20 protein-coding genes and 1 pseudogene are annotated in these 21,782 nt (G+C 57.5%); 8 read left to right on the forward strand and 13 right to left on the reverse strand.

Features of this window, described 5'->3' with window-relative positions; genetic code table 11:
- Nucleotides 1-41 precede the first annotated feature (41 nt).
- Nucleotides 42-824, reverse strand: coding sequence for an SDR family oxidoreductase (locus tag ASF13_RS07385; protein WP_056234227.1), 783 nt, complete (start codon nucleotides 822-824; stop codon nucleotides 42-44).
- Nucleotides 825-1,046: 222 nt separating this feature from the next.
- Here ASF13_RS07385 and ASF13_RS07390 point away from each other — a divergent pair, with 222 nt between their 5' ends.
- Complete coding sequence (locus tag ASF13_RS07390) at nucleotides 1,047-1,580, forward strand: TetR/AcrR family transcriptional regulator (protein WP_056234230.1); 534 nt, start codon at nucleotides 1,047-1,049, stop codon at nucleotides 1,578-1,580.
- Between the two features lie 284 nt (nucleotides 1,581-1,864).
- Nucleotides 1,865-2,434: a GNAT family N-acetyltransferase gene (locus tag ASF13_RS07395; RefSeq protein WP_056234233.1), complete on the forward strand. Its 570-nt coding sequence runs from the start codon at nucleotides 1,865-1,867 to the stop codon at nucleotides 2,432-2,434.
- Between the two features lie 193 nt (nucleotides 2,435-2,627).
- On the opposite strand, the gene ASF13_RS07400 is transcribed toward ASF13_RS07395, so the two are convergent.
- Nucleotides 2,628-3,698, reverse strand: a complete 1,071-nt coding sequence (locus ASF13_RS07400; protein ID WP_056234236.1) for a LacI family DNA-binding transcriptional regulator — start codon at nucleotides 3,696-3,698, stop codon at nucleotides 2,628-2,630.
- A 264-nt stretch (nucleotides 3,699-3,962) separates the two neighbouring features.
- Between ASF13_RS07400 and ASF13_RS07405 the strand changes: the two genes are divergently transcribed.
- Complete coding sequence (locus ASF13_RS07405) at nucleotides 3,963-5,225, forward strand: maltoporin (protein WP_056234239.1); 1,263 nt, start codon at nucleotides 3,963-3,965, stop codon at nucleotides 5,223-5,225.
- Nucleotides 5,226-5,412: 187 nt separating this feature from the next.
- Here the strand turns inward: ASF13_RS07405 and ASF13_RS07410 are convergent, their stop codons facing one another.
- The 6 genes from ASF13_RS07410 to ASF13_RS07435 form a co-directional block, all read right to left on the reverse strand.
- Nucleotides 5,413-5,766, reverse strand: a complete 354-nt coding sequence (locus tag ASF13_RS07410) for a glucose PTS transporter subunit EIIB (RefSeq protein WP_056234241.1) — start codon at nucleotides 5,764-5,766, stop codon at nucleotides 5,413-5,415.
- 95 nt (nucleotides 5,767-5,861) lie between these two features.
- Nucleotides 5,862-7,925 (reverse strand): beta-galactosidase, encoded by a 2,064-nt coding sequence (locus tag ASF13_RS07415; protein ID WP_056234244.1) that lies wholly within the window; start codon nucleotides 7,923-7,925, stop codon nucleotides 5,862-5,864.
- A gap of 46 nt (nucleotides 7,926-7,971) precedes the next feature.
- Nucleotides 7,972-9,165 carry an arabinogalactan endo-beta-1,4-galactanase gene (locus ASF13_RS07420; RefSeq protein ID WP_056234246.1) on the reverse strand — a complete coding sequence of 398 codons (1,194 nt, stop codon included), beginning with the start codon at nucleotides 9,163-9,165 and terminating at the stop codon, nucleotides 7,972-7,974.
- Between the two features lie 3 nt (nucleotides 9,166-9,168).
- On the reverse strand, nucleotides 9,169-10,023 hold the full coding sequence (locus tag ASF13_RS07425; RefSeq protein WP_056234249.1) for a sugar ABC transporter permease: 855 nt from the start codon (nucleotides 10,021-10,023) through the stop codon (nucleotides 9,169-9,171).
- Between the two features lie 7 nt (nucleotides 10,024-10,030).
- Entirely contained in the window at nucleotides 10,031-11,335 is a 1,305-nt protein-coding gene (locus tag ASF13_RS07430; protein WP_072166324.1) for a carbohydrate ABC transporter permease, read from the reverse strand.
- A gap of 39 nt (nucleotides 11,336-11,374) precedes the next feature.
- Nucleotides 11,375-12,595 carry an extracellular solute-binding protein gene (locus ASF13_RS07435; protein WP_056234253.1) on the reverse strand — a complete coding sequence of 407 codons (1,221 nt, stop codon included), beginning with the start codon at nucleotides 12,593-12,595 and terminating at the stop codon, nucleotides 11,375-11,377.
- Between the two features lie 324 nt (nucleotides 12,596-12,919).
- On the opposite strand from ASF13_RS07435, the gene ASF13_RS07440 reads away from it, so the two are divergent.
- A complete protein-coding gene (locus tag ASF13_RS07440; protein ID WP_056234256.1) occupies nucleotides 12,920-14,041 on the forward strand; it encodes an ABC transporter ATP-binding protein in 1,122 nt (373 codons plus the stop codon).
- 506 nt (nucleotides 14,042-14,547) lie between these two features.
- On the opposite strand, the gene ASF13_RS07445 is transcribed toward ASF13_RS07440, so the two are convergent.
- Nucleotides 14,548-15,297, reverse strand: coding sequence for a GntR family transcriptional regulator (locus ASF13_RS07445; RefSeq protein WP_056234259.1), 750 nt, complete (start codon nucleotides 15,295-15,297; stop codon nucleotides 14,548-14,550).
- A 231-nt stretch (nucleotides 15,298-15,528) separates the two neighbouring features.
- Here ASF13_RS07445 and ASF13_RS07450 point away from each other — a divergent pair, with 231 nt between their 5' ends.
- From ASF13_RS07450 to ASF13_RS07460, 3 genes are read left to right on the forward strand one after another with little or no spacing between them, the layout of a single operon-like run.
- Nucleotides 15,529-16,911, forward strand: coding sequence for a PTS transporter subunit EIIC (locus ASF13_RS07450; protein WP_082502311.1), 1,383 nt, complete (start codon nucleotides 15,529-15,531; stop codon nucleotides 16,909-16,911).
- A gap of 12 nt (nucleotides 16,912-16,923) precedes the next feature.
- Entirely contained in the window at nucleotides 16,924-17,853 is a 930-nt protein-coding gene (locus ASF13_RS07455) for a hypothetical protein (RefSeq protein ID WP_056234266.1), read from the forward strand.
- A 29-nt stretch (nucleotides 17,854-17,882) separates the two neighbouring features.
- Complete coding sequence (locus ASF13_RS07460) at nucleotides 17,883-18,134, forward strand: hypothetical protein (RefSeq protein WP_156365568.1); 252 nt, start codon at nucleotides 17,883-17,885, stop codon at nucleotides 18,132-18,134.
- On the opposite strand, the gene ASF13_RS07465 is transcribed toward ASF13_RS07460, so the two are convergent.
- Entirely contained in the window at nucleotides 18,131-18,550 is a 420-nt protein-coding gene (locus ASF13_RS07465) for a DUF596 domain-containing protein (RefSeq protein WP_235514958.1), read from the reverse strand. The genes ASF13_RS07460 and ASF13_RS07465 overlap by 4 nt on opposite strands.
- Nucleotides 18,551-19,077: 527 nt before the next feature.
- Here ASF13_RS07465 and ASF13_RS25155 point away from each other — a divergent pair.
- Complete coding sequence (locus tag ASF13_RS25155; RefSeq protein WP_255354420.1) at nucleotides 19,078-19,509, forward strand: SymE family type I addiction module toxin; 432 nt, start codon at nucleotides 19,078-19,080, stop codon at nucleotides 19,507-19,509.
- A gap of 69 nt (nucleotides 19,510-19,578) precedes the next feature.
- Here ASF13_RS25155 and ASF13_RS07475 read toward each other — a convergent pair whose 3' ends face one another.
- The 3 genes and pseudogenes from ASF13_RS07475 to ASF13_RS24775 all read right to left on the reverse strand — a co-directional run.
- On the reverse strand, nucleotides 19,579-19,806 hold the full coding sequence (locus ASF13_RS07475) for a hypothetical protein (RefSeq protein WP_056234279.1): 228 nt from the start codon (nucleotides 19,804-19,806) through the stop codon (nucleotides 19,579-19,581).
- A complete protein-coding gene (locus ASF13_RS07480; RefSeq protein WP_082502312.1) occupies nucleotides 19,806-21,038 on the reverse strand; it encodes a VENN motif pre-toxin domain-containing protein in 1,233 nt (410 codons plus the stop codon). The genes ASF13_RS07475 and ASF13_RS07480 overlap by 1 nt, the downstream gene beginning before the upstream one ends.
- Before the next feature lie 152 nt (nucleotides 21,039-21,190).
- A pseudogene (locus tag ASF13_RS24775) lies at nucleotides 21,191-21,782 on the reverse strand (hypothetical protein); the annotation flags it as partial.

Genomic DNA, 21,782 nt, shown 5'->3' on the forward strand with positions numbered 1-21,782 from the left:
GTCTCCTCTGCGTGATGAGAAGACCGTCCATACGTTATGATTTAACGGGTTTTATAGCGCTCTGCGACTTCCGCCTGTCTGATCTCTGACAGCAGCCCCTGTCGCGCCGTATCGAGAGCATCCCAGCGTGCGGCATTGTGTAAAGGCGGAATAGTGACGCGTTCACGGCGATCGAAGCCAGCCAGTGCGGCGTCAACCAACTCTCCCACTTCCATCATCTGGGACGCGTTGCTGATATCGATGCCCGCACGCTGCCAGATTTCCGTGTAGGTACCGGCAGGAAGTACCGCCTGAACGTAAATACCGCTGGAGGAGAGCTCCAGATCCAGACCCTGGGAGAGGAAAAGAACATAGGCCTTGGTTGCGCCGTATACCGACATGGCAAATTCCGGGGCGAGCCCGACGACGGAGCTGATATTGACAATCGATCCTTCACCCGCCTGCACAAACCGCGGGGCCACCGCAGCGGCCAGCCGCGTCAGGGCCGTAACGTTCAGCGCGATAAGGCGCTCTGTCGCCTCGGTCGTCTGCGCAATAAAGCTGCCCGACTGCGCGATACCGGCGTTGTTGATCAGAATACCTATGCGTGCATCGTCACGCAGGCGGGCTTCAACGGTCGCGACCTCTGCCGACTGCGTCAGATCGGCAGGCAGTACATCCACAGCAATACCATTCTCCTGTCGCAGACGCCCGGCCAGCGTTACCAGTCTGGCCTGGTCACGCGCGACCAGAACCAGGTCGTGGCCGCGGCGTGCGAAGCGTTCTGCGTAGACGGCACCAATGCCCGTCGACGCGCCGGTGATAAGAACTGAAGGTTTGGTCATAAGTGATCTTCTTGAGTAATAAGTAAACAGGATACGCCCTGTGCACGTCATCGCGCACCGTGGCAGCGCAAAACGACTTGCTGACCTCCCCCTGTCTGCCGGAGAGAAGGGGTGGCACAAGCCTAATGATGATGATCGACATCTAAAAAGTCAACCGGTTTGATTATGGTCATCATCAATGTATAATTATGACCTGCATTGTTTAAGAGGGTCGTAACAGCCATGAAGGTGTCAAAAGAGCAGGTGCGGGAAAACCGTAAGCGTATCGTTGAAACCGCCTCGGCGTTGTTTCGCGAACGGGGCTTTGACGGTGTCGGCGTCGCAGAGCTGATGTCGGCGGCCGGTTTAACGCACGGCGGGTTCTACAAGCACTTTGGCTCTAAGGCCGACCTGGTGTCAGAAGCCATGAGCTGCGGGTTTTCACAATCCGCAGAGAGCACACAGGGTGTGAGCCGGGAGCAATTTGTCGAATTTTACCTCTCCCGGCAGCACCGCGACTGCCGGGGCAACGGCTGTGTGATGTCGGCGCTGGCCGCGGATACCGCCCGCCAGCCCGGACTCATTAAGGCGACGTTTGCCGCCGGGATTGAACGTCAGCTGGCCCTGTTAGCAGCGGAAAATGGCGCGACACGTGCCGACCTGATCGACACCATCGCGCATCTGGTTGGTGCCCTGGTACTGTCCCGCGCCTGTCCGGATGACGATCCTCTGGCAGATGAGATTCTGGACGTGTGCCGGTCGCGTATTCTCAGCTAATAGGGTACTCACACCTCGACTGCGCTATAGCGAACCCAACGCGGACGGCAGGACGTGCGTGAAACAACGAAAGCCTGACGACGACAGAACTCCGCCAGCATCAGGGGTTCGATGCCGCTGGGTAACGCGCTCAGCAAAAGGGATGATGTTGCCCACAACGGCGGCAGATAGCTGACGCGCGACGCCGTTATTTTCCAGTTGTGTTTAAAATTCACGCCCGCTAATCTGTTATGCACATCAAAAAAACAGAGTGACTTCAGTCAATTACTTGCAAGGAAGGATTAATGTCAAACGCGGTCAATAACGTTCAGGTCAGGGAAGCCACCTCCGGCGATATCCCTTCGCTGCTCAGCCTGCTGGCGAAATACCACACCAACACCATCAGTGACCACGAGCGCGATCAGGGTTTTGTCACCACCAACATTAACGCGGAGCAGTTGGCCAGCCTGATAGCGGACGAACGCGGGGTGATCGTCAGCAGCGACGCCGACGGCAGGGTGGTGGGTTTTATTATTGCCGGCTCATGGCAGTTTCTCAGCCGCTGGCCGATGTTTGAATATATGGCAGGCGAGCTGGATAAATACCAGGTTGGCGGGCTGACGCTGAACGTCGATAACTCCTATCAGTACGGCCCGATCTGCGTCGATTCAGCCTGGCGCGGCCGGGGCCTGGCCGAGGCGATGATCGATGCGCACTGTGCGATCTTCAGACAGAAGTACAAGGTGCTGGTGACCTTTGTTAATGAGATCAACCCGCGTTCGATGCACTTTCATCTGAATAAGGTCGGGCTGGCTTCCGCCGGTGGCTTCAGCTTTAACAACAACCAGTACCAGATGCTGGTCAGGATGCTGTAATCGAGGTATTTACTGCAGGCCCTGACAGGCCTTCACTGACGGCCTTCTGACAGGATCATCCTGCCCATTCGGGGTGATTTCAGGTCCGGAAATGGTACACCTACGTCTCTGTTTTCCGGACCGATGTTATCCTTTCTCAGTAAATCATCCGCAGATTAACGTTCCCCTCCCCCGCAGCCTGATGTTACCCGTATTACCCCAGCCGGCTGGCAATCGCCCGCAGCTGTTCGGCAATCTGCTGTAAATCCCGTTCCGCCTGACCGGCCACGCCGCTGGAATTGCGCACCACCAGCCGGGCCGGCAGGATCGATGACGAGCGGCTGACGTCATCATCGCTGGCCTGCAGGATATGCTCCACCGCCTCTTTTCCCTGACGATCGAGATCCAGCGACACGGTACTCAGCGACGGATGGAAGAAGGCGCTCTCATAAGTATCGTCGTAGCCGATCACCGAAATCTGCCCCGGCACCGCCACGCCGCGCTGGTGCAGCGCGCTGAGCACGCCGAGCGCCATCTGATCGTTACCCACCAGCAGCGCGGTGAAGCCCGACGACTCATGCAGCATCTGCAGCACGCCGCTGTAGCCGCTCTGCGCGTCCCAGTTGCCGTGCACCACGCTGACCGGCTGCAGCCGGTAGCTTTCCAGCGTTTCCTGCCAGCTCTTCAGCCGCAGCCGGGCGGACACCGACTCCTGCGGCCCGGCCAGCAGGGCAAACTCGCGGTGCCCCTGCTCATAGAGATATTTCACGCTGGCGCGGGTGCCGTCGGCCGGGTTAAACGAAACGTTGAACACCGAGCTGAACGGGTCGACGTCGAGGAACAGGCAGAGGATATCCTGGTTCTGCTCGACGATGTGCTCTGCGTCCGCCGTCTCCAGCGGGACGTTTACGATCACCTTATCCACCAGCTGCGACTTCAGTTCGTTAATCGCCGACTGCAGGCTTTGACTGACGTTCTCATCGATCATGGCGATCAGCACCTGATAATCGGCGGCGTTGGCGTAGCGTTTCACCGCGGCGGCCACCTGCGACGGCGCGTGCAGCGCCAGTGAGGTGGTCACCAGCCCAAGGGTGGTGCTCTGCTTGCCCACCAGCTGCTGCGCCAGCCGGTTCGGCACGTAGCGCAGCGCCTCGATGGCCTTCTCCACCCGGCTGCGCGTGGTTTCCGAGACGTTGGCGGACTTGTTCAGCACGCGCGAAACGGTCTGATAGGAGACGCCAGCGTGGCGGGCGACGTCCTCTAAAGTGGCACTCTTCGATTTCATGGCTGGCATCCCTGATGGCAGATGGACGAATTGTAACACAGCCGCATCAAGTGACAGGTCAACTCAGTCTCAATGGCAACAGAATAACAAATAAGTACGACGTTCACATATCAAAATCGGTGATCTGCCTCACCGATCGTTACAAATTAAGGGGAAATACTTGCAGTAAATCACACAATTCTGACATTGCAATTGCAGGATGTTTGTCAGCAGGCGTTTACTGTCGCCACTATGTGAACGTATTACAAATAACAAGAGGCTGACATGAACACTAGATTACACGCAACCGCCGTGGCACTTGCCGCCGCACTGGCTACGCCTTCGGTTTTCGCCGCGATCGACAATATCGACTTCCACGGCTACCTGCGCGGCGGCGTCGGCGTCTCGCGTGACGGCGGTATGGAGCAGTTTCAGAAAAACAAGGTCGGCCGACTGGGCAACGAGAACGACACCTACGGTGAGATCGAGCTGGGCAGCGAAGTGTATAAAAAGGATGACGTCAGCTTCTACGTCGACACCATGGTCAGCATGTTCTCTGACGGCTCCAACGATAACGAAACCACCTTCGGCGACGACGCCGAGTTTGGCCTGCGCCAGCTGAACCTGCAGATCAAAGGGCTGATCCCCGGCGATAAGAACGCGGTGATCTGGGGCGGTAAGCGCTACTACCAGCGCCACGACCTGCATATCATCGACACCAAATACTGGAATATCTCCGGCTCCGGTGCCGGTATTGAGAACTATACCCTTGGCCCGGGCGCCGTCTCCGTCGCCTGGATCCGTGGCGATGCCAACGACGTTGACTACCGCGCCGACGGCGATAACGATGTTAACATCAATTACCTTGACGTGCGCTACGCGGGCTGGAAGCCGTGGAACGGTGCCTGGACCGAGTTTGGCGTCGATTACGCCATGCCAAACCCGACCAACAAGCAGAAAGAGTACGGCGGGCTGTACGAGGCCGACAACGGCGTGATGCTCACCGGCGAAATCAGCCAGGACGTGTGGGGCGGCTATCAGAAGCTGGTGCTGCAGTACGCCAATAAAGGGCTGGCACAGAACGTCATCTCGCAGGGCGGCGGCTGGTACGACATGTGGAACGACACCCGCGACGCCACCGGTTACCGGGTGATCAACACCGGCCTGCTGCCGATCACCGATAAGCTGTCACTGAATCAGGTGATCACCTGGGGTGCCGCCAGCGATCTGACCGCGTACACCGACAAGAGCACCCTGCTGTCGCTGGTGGGCCGTGCGCAGTACCAGTTTACCGACTACGTGCGCGGCATCGGCGAGGCGGGCAGCTTCTGGCAGAAAGACCAGAATAAAGACGGCAGCGACTATAAGCAGGCCGGGCAGAAATACACCCTGGCGCTGGGCCTGGCGGCCGGTCCGGAATTTATGTCACGCCCCGAGCTGCGCGTGTTCGCCTCCTACCTGAACGACTCTGAACAGGGCCACAGTTTCCAGGACGGCACCGCCAGCAACACCTGGAACTTCGGCGTGCAGGTTGAGGCGTGGTGGTAATCGCGGCCTGACGCCTCCACCTGTTGCTGCCCGCCACCGTGCGGGCGGCAGAGTACTCAGCATTTCTCAGGCGAACGCCGGCACAGGCTACCGCCGCCGTTCGCCCTGCTCCTCTCCGGTAGTTTTTTCCTGTGACTGCAAGCACCTGGCTGTAAATTGGGATAACCGTTACCGGTTATCCTTTTTTTTAGCGCGGGCTGAAGAAGCGCGCCTCCAGCAGCTGGCGCAGGCTGTCCGAGCGGGTGCCGAAGATGGCGTGCACCTCATGGCCGAGGATCACCACGCCGATCGCCCCCGCCTGCTGCAGGCCGGCGGCATCCACCGCCGCCAGCGACTTCACCGTAACGCGCAGCCGGGTCAGGCAGGCGTCCACCTGCACGATGTTGTCCCGCCCGCCGAAGTCGCGCATTAACCGGTCCAGCAGCACGCCGTCGGCCGGGTCAGTCGCCTCTGCGGCGGCGTCCGTCGGGCTGCTCTCCTGCTCCGCGTCCTTCGCAGCACCGTGACGGCTGAAGTAGTGTTTAAATGCTTTCAGGCTCATGCTTATCCCCTCTTATCACCATAAAAAAAACGGGCCGAAGCCCGCGATTAGCGCGCCCGCAGGGCGGGACGCGTGTACAGATGAGTGCTGTCGGTTCAGCCTGGCCGCGGCCCACGCAGCACGCGGCAGCCCCATGCATCCAGCGTCAGCTGACCGGCCAGCGGCGTACCGTCGGTGAGATCGCTGATCCCGGCTGGCAGGGCCAGCGTCTGCGGCTGGCCGGTGTAGTTCTGCAGGAAGATAAACGCCTGCTCACCGTCGGTGCGCCGCGCGGCCACCACGCCCGCTGGCAGCTCTGCCTCCAGCGCGCGCGGCAGCGCCAGCTGCTGAATCAGCGCACCGCAGAAGTCGCGGTGGAAGGCCAGATCGTTGCGTGAGGCGATATACCAGGCTTTGCCCTGCCCGACGTTGTTCACCGTGACGGCCGGCTGCCCGGCGTAGAAGTCACTCTGATAGCTGGCCAGCGCCGTTGCGCCTTCCAGGTGAATATGCTCGCACAGCTCGCGCGCCTGATACGGGCCTTTCAGCCCCAGCGCATTGCCCTCCACGCCCTGCACGGCGTTGGACTCATCGTCGGTCAGGCTGTCGATCTCCTCCGCCCAGACGCCGAGCAACGGCCGCAGCGGGCCGGGGAAGCCGCCGAGGTGGCAGAGGTCGCTTTCGTTGACGATGCCGCTCCAGTAGCTGGCGACGAAATGACCGCCGCCGCGCAGGTGCCGCTCCACCCGTCCGGCGAAGCCGTCGCGCACCATATACAGCATCGGCGCGATCACCAGCTGGTAAGGGCTGAGGTCGACGTCGGCGTTGATGATATCCACCGCCACGCCCTGCTCCCAGAAGGTGCGGTAGTGTTCGTTAACGGTACGCTCATAGTGCAGGCCGAGATTGCGCGGGCCCTGCGCGTTATCCATCGCCCAGCGGCTCTCCCAGTCGAAGATAATCGCCACCTTCGCCGCAACCCGGCTGCCCTGCACCGGCGACATCGCCGCCAGCATGCGGCCCAGCTCGCTCACTTCGCGGCCGGTGCGGGTATCGAGGTGGCCGACGTGATCGACCACCGCGCCGTGAAACTTCTCGACCGAGCCGCGGCTCTTGCGCCACTGGAAGTACTGCACCGCATCCGCGCCGTGCGCCACCGCCTGCAGTGAGGAGAGAATATGCATCCCCGGCTTCTTCAGCTTGCTGGTAGGCTGCCAGTTGGTGGCGCTGGGGGTCGACTCCATCAGCACGAACGGCTGCCCCTGCTTCAGGGTGCGCATCAGGTCGTGATACATGGCGGTGTAGCAGGCCAGCCCGGTCTCATCCTGCTGGTTGTGCCACATTGGGTAGCTGTCCCAGCTGATAAAGTCGAGCGGCTGCGCCAGCTTCCAGTAGTCGTAGTCGTAGAAGTACTCCATAAAGTTGGTGGTGGCCGGCAGCTGCGGGTTAACCGCCTTCAGCGGCTTGATTTCCTGGGTGCAGAAGTCGGTCACCTGGTCGGTCATAAAGCGCCGCCAGTCAAGGTTCAGGCCGTGGATCGAGGCTTCGCCCTGCGGCGCGGGCGACACCACCTGCGACCAGTCGCCGTAGGTGTGGCTCCAGAAGTCGCTCCACCAGGCGAGGTTCAGCTGCTCCAGCGTCTCATAGCGCCGCTGCAGCCAGCCGCGAAACGCCTGCTGGCAACGATCGCAGTGGCACTCGCCGCCGTATTCGTTAGAGATATGCCAGCCGATTACCGCCGGATGGTGAGCATAGCGCTCCGCCAGCTGACGGTTCATCTGCTGCACCTTATCGCGGTAAACCGGCGAGGTCATGCAGTGGTTGTGGCGGCCGCCGTGCAGCGCGGGCACCCGGTCGCGCCCCACGCGCAGCACTTCAGGGTATTTCTGCGACATCCACGCCGGGCGCGCGCCGCTCGGCGTGGCGAGGAAGGCGGAGATACCGTTTTCGTGCAGCTTGTCGAGCACCTGGTCCAGCCAGGCGAAATCATAGCGCCCCTCTTCCGGCTCCAGCTTGGCCCAGCTGAAGATGCCGACCGACATTACGTTACAGCTGGCCTGGCGCATCATCGCCATATCTTCGTCGATAATGCCCGGCTGGTGCTGCCACTGCTCCGGATTGTAGTCCGCGCCGTGCAGCAGGCCGTTCACCCCTGGCAGCAGCGGTGGAAATTTACGCATGGTGATTCCTTAAATAGAGAAAAGCACCGGCCCGCAGGCCGGCGAATTAATGGAAAACGTTGATCGAGGGCAGCACTTTGCCGCGGCAGTCGAACAGCGCCTGGTTTTCGCGCGCGTTGCCCTGCTTCCACTCGTCGTGGATATACTTCATGCCTTCCGGCGTGGCCCAGGTGTTACCGGCGGCCGGGATCCACGTCGGCTCCCAGTAGACCACCCCTTTACCACGGTGGCCGGGCACCGCCAGCACCGCCTTCATCAGGTCACGCAGGTAGTCGGCCTGCCCGGTGACGCTGGCCGGGTAGCCGCCGTCTTTCTCCTCCTTCGCCTGGAAGCTGTTCTCCGCGCTGTCGCAGTTCTCCAGCGTGTACGCGTAGGCGGCTTCCACCACCATCACGTCCTTGTTATAGCGCTGGCTGATGTCATCCATATTGGCCTTCAGCGCGCTAATCGGGCCGTTCCAGTAGGTGTACATCGACAGGCCGATCACGTCGAACGGCACCTGACGACGGGTGATCTCGTCGAACCACCAGCGGAAGGTGTCATTTTTGGTGCCCTCCGCCAGGTGCAGCATGATTTTTACCTGCGCAGGATCGCTGAGGTTCTCGCGCAGGCCGCCAATCGCCGCCTTCAGCAGCCCGGCCAGCCGGTCAAACTCGCCGCCGTTCTGCCCCCAGCTTTTACCCTCCGGCCACAGCATGCCGCCGTTCAGCTCGTTGCCGATCTGCACCATCTCCGGCAGCACGCCCTCGGCCTTAAAGCGGGCGATGGTGTCGCGGGTATAGTCGTGAATGCGCGTTTCCAGCTGCGGGAAGCTCAGTTTTTCCCACGCCTTTGGCTTAAACTGCTTGCCCGGATCGGTCCAGAAGTCGCTGTAGTGGAAGTCGAGCAGCAGGTGCATGCCCGCCGCTTTGGCGCGTTTGGCCAGCGCCAGGGTGGTGGCCAGATCGTTAGTGCCGCCGCCGTAGCCGTGGCCTGACGCATCATAAGGATCGACCCAAAGACGCAGGCGCACGGTGTTGATACCGTTGGCCTTGAGGATGGCGATCGGGTCCTGTAACTGGTTGCCTTCGTTGTAGAATTTTGCGCCCTGCTTCTCCAGCTCGGCCAGCGTGGAGATATCTGCGCCTTTAACAAAGTCCGCCGGCACCGGGCCGATCGGGGCAATCACCGGCTGGCCGGCGGCGAGCAGCGGCGTCGCCCAGGCCAGCGCCAGGGCGAGAAACAGCGAGGTTGGTTTCATGGTTTATCCCTTTGTACTGCCTGAAGTCAGGCCGGAAACGAAGTATTTTTGCAGTGCCAGGTAAAGAATGGCGACCGGTACGGCAATCAGCACCGCGCCCGCCGCGTAGGTGGTATAGCTGGCCCCCATCTTCTGCGACACCAGGTTATACAGGCCGATCGGCAGGGTGAACTGCTCCGGGCTGCGCAGAATGGTGCTGGAGAGAATAAAATCCCCCAGCGGGCCGGTGAACGAGAACAGCGCCACCACCGCCAGAATCGGCTTCGACAGCGGCATAATGATTTCGATAAAGATGCGGAAGTTGCCCGCGCCATCCATCCGCGCCGACTCGTCGAGATCTTTCGGAATGGCGTCGAGATAGCCCTTCATCAGATAAGTGTTCATCGGGATCATGCCGCCGACGTAGATCAGCACCAGCGCCAGGTGGCTGTTAATCAGCCCCAGCAGCTGCGACAGCACGAAGATGGCGATCAGCGCCGAGAACTGCGGGATCATCTGCAGCAGCAGGAACAGCATCAGCCCGTTCTGCCGCCCCTTAAAGCGAAAGCGCGAAAAGGCGTAGGCGGTACAGCTGACGCTGATAAGCGTCAGCACCATGGTAAAGAAGCTGATTTTCATCGAGTTCCAGTACCAGGTGAGGTACGGCACCTGGCCGTTAAACAGGTTACGGTAGTGCTGTAACGAGGCGTTCTCCGGAATAATCGAGCTGCTGAGCAGGCTGTTACCGGCGTTCAGCGACGCACCGACCGTCCACACCAGCGGGTAGATGATGATGGTCGACACCAGCAACACCACCAGCCAGGTGAGCGACAGGCGCACCCATTTTTCGCGTTTGATACTGACTGACTTAGCCTTCACGATGCCCTTACTCCCTTTCCTGTTTAAACGAACTGGTGGCGCGGAACTGCCACAGCGCCACGCCCACCACGAAGATCGACAGCAGGATGGTGATGGTGGCGGCAATCGCGTACTGCGACGACGACATGGTCAGCTTGTAGATCCACGACACGAGAATATCGGTGCCGCCGGCGTTGGATCCGGCCACCGCTGGGCCGCCGTTGTTAAACAGGTAAATAATGTTGAAGTTGTTAAAGTTGAAGGTGTACTGGGTGATGATGATCGGCGCGATGGCGGTCATCACCAGCGGCAGCGTGATGGTTTTCAGCCGCGTCCAGCCGCTGGCCCCGTCCATCTTCGCCGCCTCGTACAGGTCATCCGGGATCGCCTGCAGCACGCCGGTGGTCATGGCAAACACAAACGGGAAGCCCAGCCAGGTCTGCATCATGATCAGCGCGGTTTTGCTCCAGAACGGGTCGGTCATCCACGGCTTAGGCGCAATGCCAAAGAAGTCGAGGATGGCGTTGTTGATCACGCCAAAGCTGTCGTTAAACATGCCGGCAAACACCAGGATGGTCACAAAGCCCGGCACCGCCCACGGCAGGATAAAGATGGTGCGGATCAGCGCCTTAAACGGCAGATCTTTCTGGTTAACGAGGATCGCCAGCATCACCCCGACCGCGCACTGCAGCGTGGTCGCCAACAGCGTCCACACCACCGTCCACTGCAGCACGTCGAAGAAGGTCGAACGCCAGATCGACAGGGTAAAGATGTTGATAAAGTTCTTCAGCCCCACCCAGTCCACCAGTTTGGCCGGCGGCGTGTGGTAGAGGTTGTAGTTGGTGAAGGCGATGGCGAAACCGAACAGGATTGGGAACACCACCACAAACACCAGCAGGATAAAGCCGGGGGTGATCATCAGGTAGGGAAAGCCCTCGCGCAGCAGGATCTGATACTGCTTACGCACGCTGTGCAGCTGCTGGCCGGCGTCGCGGCGCTGGCCGTTCAGCCAGGCATCGCGCAGCGACAGCCCCCACAGCGCCAGGCCAAAGGCGATCACCAGCACGCTGATGATCCCCTCCGCCAGCAGGAAGATCGAGTTATCGCGCGGCACGGTTTCACCCAGCGTCACCAGCCCCCACAGCCCCTGCTGCAGAAAATCGTGAAACACCCCGGCAAAGCTGACCAGCAGGATCAAAAAGCACAGCCCTTTGGCCCACTGCCGGTGGTAGAACTGGCCGAAGCCGGGCAGCAGCGCCAGCAGTACGCCGGTTATCGCGTGCTGCCGCGAGGGTTTATTAAGCATCAGTGGTTCACTGGGAGACATCGTCACACCTTCATCCTTCCTGGTTAGATCCGCCGCGCGGCGAGATTACTGGTTGCTGGCCTGCATCGCTTCGATCTGCATATGGATCTGCTTCACGGCGTTATCCAGCGCGGCTTTCGGCTCCTGCTTGCCGGAGACGCTCAGCTCCAGCGCGGCGTTGGCCGGGCCCCACACTTCCTGCATTTCCGGCACGCCCGGCATCGCCGACGCGCGCGCTGCCTGCAGGGCGACCGCACTGGCCTTCTCATCGTCTTTGATGATCGGGTCATCCATCAGCGCCACCAGCGGCGGGATCTCCTGGGTCTGCTGATAACGCAGCTTGACGTACTGCGGCTGGTTGATGAAGTTGATGAACTTCTCCGCCAGCGCTTTGTCCTTGCTCCAGGTGGAAACCACGTAGCCCTTCACGCCGAGGAACGAGCTCATCGGCTTACCGTTCGGCAGATCGGGCAGCGGCGCAACGCCGTAGTTGATACCGGCGGCCTGGTAAGGCTGGAACGCCCACGGGCCGTTAATCACCGCCGCCGCTTTCTTCTCGGTGAACAGCGAGTCGATGGCGTTCAGGCCGTTATCGCCGATGATGCCGCCCGGCAGCAGCCCTTCGCTGAAGAAGCGCTTCAGGTAGGTCACCGCCTCTACGCTGCCGGGGGTGTTCAGGCCGATGTCCAGCGTGTTCAGCCCGCCTTTACCGTCTTTGCCGAAGATATAACCGCCCATCGGCGCAATCGCGCCCCAGCTGTAATAAATCTGGTCAAACTTGGCCAGCAGGCCGTACTGCTTCGCTTCGCGCTGCTTCTGCGAGAACAGGCGGTACTCTTCCAGCGTTTTCAGCGGCGACGGCAGCAGGTCTTTGTTATAAATCAGCACCAGCGTCTCAACCGCCTTCGGCACGCCATAAGCCTGGTTATTCAGGCTGAAGGCCGCCATCGCCGACGGCGTATACGCCGCCTGGTGCGCGGCATCCAGCGTCAACGGCGTCAGCAGCCCCTGCACCACCGCGCTGCCCAGCTGATCGTTGGGGATCACCAGCACGTCCGGGCCGATGCCGGCCGGGCCATCCAGCCGCAGTTTCTCAATCTGCTGGGCAAACGGCGTCTCCTGCACCTTTACCTGCACGCCAAACTGCTTCTCAAAGTCGGCCACCGCCGTTTTGATGCCGGCCGACTTCTTAATATCTTCCCAGACGGTCAACTGCTGCGCGGCCAGCGCCGAGTGACTTAATACCAGCGCTGACAGCAGCAGCGAGAGACGGGTCTTCATTTTCATTGCTAACCTCATGTGAAGGTATGACATTTTTAGTTATTTAGCGGCGTAATTTTTGGCGCTTAAGCCTGTAAAGTCGCGATGTAAACTATCTGTATGGCGTCGTACTTCAGGTTATGTCGTGTTACAAACTACCTGCAACCGCGCCCCGGCTCCAGCCCTGCTGCGCTAATATGTGATCGGTATTACAGAAATCGAAATCACCGGTAGGGGGCATAACATCAGGGAGTTATAGTCAACTCAGGCAGTACAAGGCTGGCGGCATCAAACGCCAACTTGTTACACGTAATACATTTTACCGTTATTCTTCCTTCCGATGAGGTCCGCATGTCCGGTATCAGACTGAGAAACGTCAGCAAGCGCTTTGACAAAACCGAAACGCTCAAAAATATTCAACTGGATATCGAGGCGGGTGAGTTTGCCGTCTTCGTCGGCCCTTCCGGCTGCGGTAAATCCACCCTGCTGCGGCTGATTGCCGGGCTGGAGGAGGTCAGCGACGGTGAGATCCTGATCGGCGATGAAGTGGTCAACGACGTGGCCCCTGCCCATCGCGGCGTGGCGATGGTGTTTCAGTCCTACGCGCTCTACCCGCACATGACGGTGGCGGAGAATATGGGCTATGGCCTGAAGGTCAACGGCGTGCCGAAGGATCGCATCCGTCACCAGGTGGAGATGGTGGCGAAAACCCTGCAGCTCTCGCACCTGCTGGACCGCAAGCCTAAACAGCTCTCCGGCGGCCAGCGCCAGCGCGTGGCGATTGGCCGGGCGATCGTACGCAATCCGCGGGTATTTATGTTCGATGAGCCGCTGTCGAACCTCGACGCCGAGCTGCGCGTGGAGATGCGCCTGCATATCGCTAAACTGCATCAGGAGCTGAAGACCACGATGGTGTATGTCACCCACGACCAGGTCGAAGCGATGACGCTGGCCGATAAGATCGTGGTGATGAACTACGGCAAGATAGAACAGGCCGGTTCGCCGATGGCGCTCTACTACAACCCGGTCAACCGTTTTGTCGCCGGTTTTATCGGTTCACCAAAGATGAACTTCCTGCCCGCGCTGGTGGAGGAGTGCAGCGCGGCCGGACTGGTGGTCAGCATCGGCGGCGGCGCACGTACCCTGAACCTGCCCGCTCCGCTGCGCCAGCTGCGGCCTGGCGACGAACTGACCTTAGGCATCCGCCCCGAGCATCTGTGCATCAACAGCGACGCGCCGCTGCAGCTGGAGTTCCACTGCGAAGTGGTTGAGCGGCTGGGGAATAACACTTTCCTGTTTGGTCAGAGCCACGGCCAGGACGGCTTTAAGCTGCTGCTGCCGGGCGACGTGCATTTCCGCCCTTACCAGACGCTGCAGACCGCGTTCCATCCGCACCAGTGCATGGTGTTCGCCGCGGACGGCGAACGCATCAGCGCCGATATCCCGCTGCCGCAGGATCGGGCGGCGGCGTAAAGGGGGACCGGTGCAGAACGGCGGCAAGCCGCCCGCCTGATTAACGCTAAGTAAAGCCTGGTCAGGGCTCGGAATGAACGGGTGGACGATACGCGAGGGCTGAGAGGGATTCCGGCACTGACCAGGATGCACAATCGAGACGGTCAGCGCAGGGAGGGATGGCATTCGAAAGCGCGGGCGGAAGGTGTGACAGAACCGGCCACCCGCTAACCGTAAAGCAACGGGTAAGCGTTGGCATTTATGGCTGGGGCGAGGATAGTGCCGGCGGGGTGGGCAAACAAGTGCCGCAGTGGGCTTTACGGAAAAATCGGTGAAGATGGGATGGCTGGCAGTAATGAGTGCCGGTGCAGCCTTACACTCCACCATCACGTAAAAACCCAGTGAACAGCGGGTGTGGCTTTCAACCGGTTTCAGCCGGCCGTTTCCTGGCTGACTCACTCTCCTGCCGCGGCATTTGAGGAGCGTGAAGAGCCCATCTCATCAGGCTTTAAAACTGATTATTGTCTTCATTCGTTTTTACAATGCAGCTCAATCGTAAAATCACAGTAATTGTTAAGACACCAGGTTCGGGTATGTTCAACCGGCCGGTCGTTATGTGTAAAGCCCGTCCGGGTCACCAGTAACACGGGCTCATTCTCGTCGGTGCCAAGGTAGTATGCCAGTTTAGCGTCCGTCATCGCTGCGCTAAAGTTCTGGGTTGCCCGCAGTACCCGGGCACCTTTCTTTTCCAGGTGCCGGTACAAAGACTCACCCAGCTCCCCGACGTTATCCAGCAAATGCGCCGGAAGAATCGCCAGCTGGAGGGAAACGGCAATACCGTTAACCTTTCTGAGTCGGGTCAGTTCCACTATTTCGTCATTGCCCTCTGCCATTTGCAAGACATGACGCTCATCCGGCGAGCATGGCCGCCGCAGATACCCCATCAGATCACTTTGCGCCGTGCCGCCGCTGGCCGCAGCCATTTCACTGAAGCTCTCCAGAAACGGCAGGGACTGACGCACATGCGGCGCAATAAATGTTCCCACTCCCTGATTGCGTAAGAGAATGCCCTCTTCCAGCAGCTGTAACAGGGCCTTACGAACCGTGCCACGCGCAACCTGCAGCATCTCTACCAGCGTCCGCTCTGACGGCAGGACATCGCCTGCACGTAAGCGACCTTCGCTAATTGCAGTTTTTATGCAATTCACCAGTTGTAAATACAGCGGCAGCCTGCTGGATTCATCAAGGTGGAATTCAGTTGGTGAGGATGTGCTCATAGGTCTTCGTGGATATCCTGACTGGTTCAGAATGAGTGAACCAATTGTTATCCAGTAACGCGGGATTGTCATCATCAGAATGATATTGCAACCCGCTGAGCGTGATCCGCACCACAAATTTTCATCCAGATTCATAAACAAAATCGTTTGCTTATGAAAGGTCTATCAAAGGTGCATTAATGGTACATATCGATTTTTTATAATCTGTACGGGTACTTTTGAGGTGACTTTATGCAGGGAAACGCCTTTCTCATGATGCAACGGCTGGGTAAGGCTCTGATGCTGCCTATTGCCGTTTTACCGATAGCCGGGTTGCTGTTACGCCTGGGGCAACCTGATGTTCTGGATATCAGTTTTATCACCAAAGCCGGACAAACGCTGTTTGACAACCTTCCGCTGCTGTTTTCCATGGGCATCAGCGGTGGGCTGGCAAAAGATAACCACTGCGCTGCCAGCCTGGCGGGCACCATTGGCTATCTGGTTCTGACTTCCGTCATGCAGGCTATCAATCCCGAGCTGAATATGGGGGTGCTGGCCGGTATTCTGACCGGGCTGTTAGCCGGATTTATCTACAACCGCTTATGTAATATCAGGTTGCCGGAATTCCTGGCTTTTTTTGGCGGTAAGCGTTTTGTTCCGATCGCTACGGGATTAAGCTGCCTGGTCATCGGCGTTGCGCTGGGATGGGCATGGGCACCGGTGCAGCACGGCGTGAATGCGGTGGGAAACTGGCTGATCGCATCGGGTCCGGTTGGCCCGTTTGTCTACGGTATGCTGAACGTTATCTTCCGCGTCGTGGGCCTGCACCATATCGTCAATTCGCTGGTCTGGTTTGTGTTTGGTTCATATACCACTGCCGATGGAACTGTTATTACCGGCGATATTCACCGGTTCTTTTCAGGCGACCCGTCAGCGGGGGCATTTATGACGGGGTTTTTCCCGGTATTTATGTTCGCGCTGCCAGCAGCATGTCTGGCCATGTATCACGCCGCGCCGAAAAAAACGCGTTCTGCCGTAGCAGGGCTGTTTCTTTCGCTGGCACTGACAACGTTACTGACGGGCATAACTGAGCCCGTTGAATACACCTTTCTGTTTCTGTCCCCTGTGCTCTACGGTATCCATGCCTTACTGACCGGTGTCGCTATGGCCGTATGCCAGGCCCTTGGCATCAAAATGGGATTTACCTTCTCTGCTGGCCTGATTGACTATGTGCTGTCCTTTGGGCTTTCTTCACGCCCCTTGTTGATATTGCCAATAGGTATGCTGTGGGCGCTGATCTATTATTTCTTGTTCAGGTTTTTTATAAGCCGTTTCAATCTGGCCACGCCGGGAAGAGAAGAAACGGATAAGTCTTTTTCGCCTCCTGTTACCTCGGCGCACCGTGCAGCGGCCTATCTCGCCGCGCTCGGTGGGGGGAATAATTTAACGCGTATTGACTCCTGCATTACGCGCCTGCGGCTGGAGGTAGTCAGCATGGAAAATATTCAGGAGCACGAGCTTAAAAACCTGGGTGCCATGGGTATTGTCAAACGTGGAAATACGGGGCTACAGGTCATTGTCGGGACGCAGGCTGAAACTATTGCTGATGAAATTCGCTCGTTAGTTAATCAATAAGGTAAAACTGTCATGACGAACAAACGCTTACTGGACTGCTGTGCTTCTGATTATATGTCGATGGATAAAAAAGCGCTTTTGTATGCTATCCGTGCCAGTGAAGGCCGGGTAATGGTGAGTGAAACCATTGCAATAACTCAGCCACTGCTCAACGACGTGACAAATGCGGAACTGGCTGCATCACAAGGCGCGGATATCTTACTGATTAACATGTTTGATGTTGAAAACCCTCAGATCCGCGGGCTTCCTGCAAACATTGCACCACCGCAAATACTGCGTGAACTACAACGCCTGACGGGGCGTCTCATTGGCGTAAATCTTGAGGCGGTTGATCCTGAGTTTGCCGTTGCTCATGACAATATCTGGAAAATGAAACCGGGACGCGCCGCAACAATAGAAAATGCGCGTAAGTTAGTTGATATGGGTGCGAAATTTCTGGTGCTGACCGGCAATCCCAATAATGGCGTCAGCAATCACGCTCTGGGAATGGCTGTAAGAGATATTCGCGATGCGGTTAAAGAAAGCGCTGTTATCATCGCCGGAAAAATGCACGGCGCAGGGATCGTACAGGAAAGCGGGGATCGCATTATCAACGAAGAGGACGTGATCGGGTTCGCCTCCCAGGGGGCTGATGTTGCTTTACTTCCGGCACCGGGTACGGTGCCCGGAATGAGCCAGCAGCGCGTCGCATCGCTTGTTGACGCTGCGCACAGCCAGGGCGCACTGGTAATGACAGCGATTGGTACATCACAGGAGGGGGCAGATATCAGCACCATTCGTCAGATAGCGCTGATGAGCAAAATGGCAGGAGCCGATCTGCATCATATTGGCGACACGGGTTATATGGGGGTGGCATTACCAGAAAACATTCTGGCATACAGTATCGCGATCCGCGGGGTAAGGCATACCTATGCCCGCATTGGTCGGTCAATTAATCGCTAACAGAATTATAATTAAAAGGGATAATGATCATGTTCCATAAATACGTCAGCGAAGCGGATTTAACAAAGTCACATGAAACAGAGGGGGATGAAAAGGAGATTAAAAACAGCCCACCCCAGAATTTTAATGCAGAAAATAACAATATTGCTAAAATATTTTTAGCCCGCCAGGTCATTATGCCTGCGGCTAAAGACGTCGAACAGGCTCTTACAGGGCACGCTTACTCCCGGATTAAATCCCTCTGCGACGCTTTTATCTGGCAAAGAGCGGGATTCATTTAAGTCCAAATCTCTGTGCCATCCGGGGTTAACCAGACCACCCCGGCAGGTGACTTAGCCAGAAACCACATGCCGACCTCATCCAGTTCGTCGTCTTCTTCTACAGAGGGATACGGCGGCCAGGCCTGCTGTATTAGTGTGATTTGCTGCTCAACGGAGCCGGGCAAAAATACGCCTTCCGCGGCTAGCTTTATTTTCCCGGTACTGAGCAACGCGGTTAGCAGCACGAAAAACGCGTGTTTTCTGAACAGGTAATTATCAGGCAATTCAACGCATTCAACGCATTCAACGCATTCAACGCATTCAACGCATTCAACGCATTCAACGCATTCAACGCAGATATGTTGCCATATCGTCCCCATCGATAATCCATAAGCACTTTCTGTCACGGAAGCGCAGAGTTCAGTGATGTTTTTCATTATTTTCCTTTAACCTCACATCTTCGTGCCACATTGACCGAGCGCAGTTAATAACTGATAGTATTTCACAGTTCAACATCATCCCGGGTTCGATTCTGCTCCGCCGGTTGCGTCTGAACACCCTGCGCCGGGCCTGCGGGATGATTTCGGCGCGCGAGCATCGATATCATGCTGATTTTATTCAGATAATTTCAATGAAACAGAAGGAAGATAAGTACGCTACCGCCATCGCTCCCGTTTTAAGAAGAACGCTATATGAGTGGAATGCAGGTTGTGCCTTGCCGGTTTTATCTTTAACCCGGCTGGTTCAAGGGTTATCGGAGCATGATGATACCGGATTTTGAAATCTGACTGANTGAGTGGAATGCAGGTTGTGCCTTGCCGGTTTTATCTTTAACCCGGCTGGTTCAAGGGTTATCGGAGCATGATGATACCGGATTTTGAAATCTGACTGAGGTAGTAATGTGCTGATTATATTGTATTTAAGTGGATATTAGTTTCATGCTTCAACCGCAATAGTCTGCACCCTGAGCTATATCCGCGATGCGGCAACGTCTGAGCCGCTGCCGGCTATCACCCTGCGGAGACGCTGGCTGAGGGAGGCGGGGTTTGAGACCGGCACGCAGGTTTACGTCCGGGTCTCGCCCGGCTGCCTGATCCTGACCGCGCAGGAGCCACAGCCGGATCAGCAACCCCGGCAGGGCGGCGATGACCGAGAAAGCATCACCCTGCGGAGACGCTGGCTGAGGGAGGCGGGGTTTGAGACCGGCACGCAGGTTTACGTCCGGGTCTCGCCCGGCTGCCTGATCCTGACCGCGCAGGAGCCACAGCCGGATCAGGAGCCGGAGGTACTGAGCACGCTACGCCGGGCATGTGGGAAGCTTTCGCCCCGTAAGCAGCGCCAGGTAACGGAGTTGATCGAGGTGATCAGTAAACCGCAGGTCAGAACCGGTAACTGACTGAACAACAGATAAAAATATCCCGGCTCGGTGGCCGGGATTTTTTTGTTACTCATTAAAGCATAGAGATCATTTCTTAATTAAGGGTAGAAGGTGATAAAAAAACCATAAAATAAGGCTTACAGGAATTGCTCCGAAAGTGACACCTTTTAACCCACGCCATAAGTTATCAAAATAAAAAACACCTTCGGCTAAATAGTTAAGCCCCTCAAAAAAGAAGAAAAAAGCTGCAACAACAAAACTCATCGCCAATTCAAGCAGTAAAAAAACCTTAGCTAACACCATGATACTTTTCATTATTTCTTAGCTTCCGATTTTTTTTCTAAATACCCGGGTACTAATCCTGATGTAATAGAATTGCCTGCATTTCCAACAATAGATGGTAAAGGATGCTGGGATACAGGTTTTGTGATCGTCCATACACCTGTCGGCATCCATTCATACTGTTTCGATACAGGGTTAAAAATTTTATCCATTGGTACTTTGATAACGTTACCTGCCGCATATCCAGCGGAAGCACCCGCTTTGCTCATCAATGCTGCCAGAAAGGGATCGTTACCACTAATTTCAGCCTGGTAATAACCGCCTGCCGCATTCCATGCCATCGTCGGGTTATAGCCCTTACCGGCTGTGATAGCACCAATGACACCCGCTCCAATTACATCAGATAATTTCACTTCACCTGTAGTTCCGTACTGGATACCCGCACTTGCGGCCACACCGGCACCCACGGCAATAAGCTGTTCTTTGGTGTTATTGACGGCATTGGTGATTATGGCTTTTCCGCCCATTATTGCTACCGGCCATGACGTTGGAGTCATTACCACATCCATAACCCGGTCACCGGTCGTGATATTATCCCTGAGAAATTTCAGATCAGAACCATTAAGATATTTCACGATGGCTACAGCATCCGGATCCTTCAATTTCTCACTCAGCCTGATCTGATACTTATTTTCATCCAGAGCGACATTGGTATGCGCCTGTACCAGTTCCTCCCAAGTGACACATTTGACTCCGCCACCGGTGCAGGCTTCGATCAGCTCCCTACTGTTTTTGTTGCTGATTTCAATATATTTTTCAACAACAGACTTACAATCTTCACCCGAAGATTTGCAGGCAGACAACTCTTTATCAAGCTGCCGGGATTCTTTCTCGGTAAGATAATTGTTGGTGACTGTGGTATTACCCGCCTGGGCTCCCGCCAGCGCATTTGCGGTGCTGTTGCCCGTAATACCACCCGCAAGACCCGCTGCCAGTGTCCCCAGTGCGATGATGGTCTGTTTTTGCTCTTCACTCAGATCGCTGATTTTCGTCTCTTTGCCGTACAACTGGTCTTTGATGATGCCCGCCGCAAGTTCTCCGGTAACAGCGCCTGCCGCGCCTGCAAGTGCACTGTTGCCCTGCACCGCCGCGATCACCGCATTCACTGCCGCATGTGCTATCGTCCTCGCCGCCAGATCATCCGTGCTTTTCGCGATAATATTCGCAATATACGGTGCAGAACCTCCGGCAATAGCCTGCGCCATGCTGCCGCCCGCCAGGCCCTGCACCGCCGCCGTCGCCGCCTGGATGCCCTGCTGGATCGCGCTGCCGGTGCCCCACCGCGCCTGCGCGTTGCTGTGCGCCTGCTTCAGCACGTCTGATTCGCTGAACGGTTTAATGGTCAATATCAAGCTGNGCCTGCGCCATGCTGCCGCCCGCCAGGCCCTGCACCGCCGCCGTCGCCGCCTGGATGCCCTGCTGGATCGCGCTGCCGGTGCCCCACCGCGCCTGCGCGTTGCTGTGCGCCTGCTTCAGCACGTCTGATTCGCTGAACGGTTTGCCCTTCGACTCCAGCTCCGCCCGCGCCTCCGCCAGTTTCGCCGGGTCGGTTTCCGCCCGCAGGCCGTTGATTTCACCCTGAGTTCTGGCGATATCCGCCGCCTGGCTMCCTATCTCCGCAATAAGCTGCGCCTGCTGTAGCCGCTTCTGCTCCTTCTCCTTGTTAAATATCGGCCCGATGCTGCCGTTAGCACCCTCAACGTCACGGCTCAGCTGAGAAACATCCTGCTTCTGGGCATCCCCGTCGCGGATGGTGATACTGCCCGCACTCACCGCCGCTTTGGTGGTGCCTTCCGCGCTCTCTTTGTGGTTTACCCCCGCCAGCAGCGCGTTTTCCATATTGCCGCCAAACTGGCTGCCGATGCTGCCGCCGCTGCTCAGGCCCACGCCCTGATGTTGCGACTTCACGTCGGCCCTGTTGTGGATATCGCTCCAGCCCAGCGTGCCGG

The sequence above is a fragment of the Erwinia sp. Leaf53 genome (assembly GCF_001422605.1).
In the GTDB taxonomy this organism is placed as follows: Bacteria; Pseudomonadota; Gammaproteobacteria; order Enterobacterales; family Enterobacteriaceae; genus Erwinia.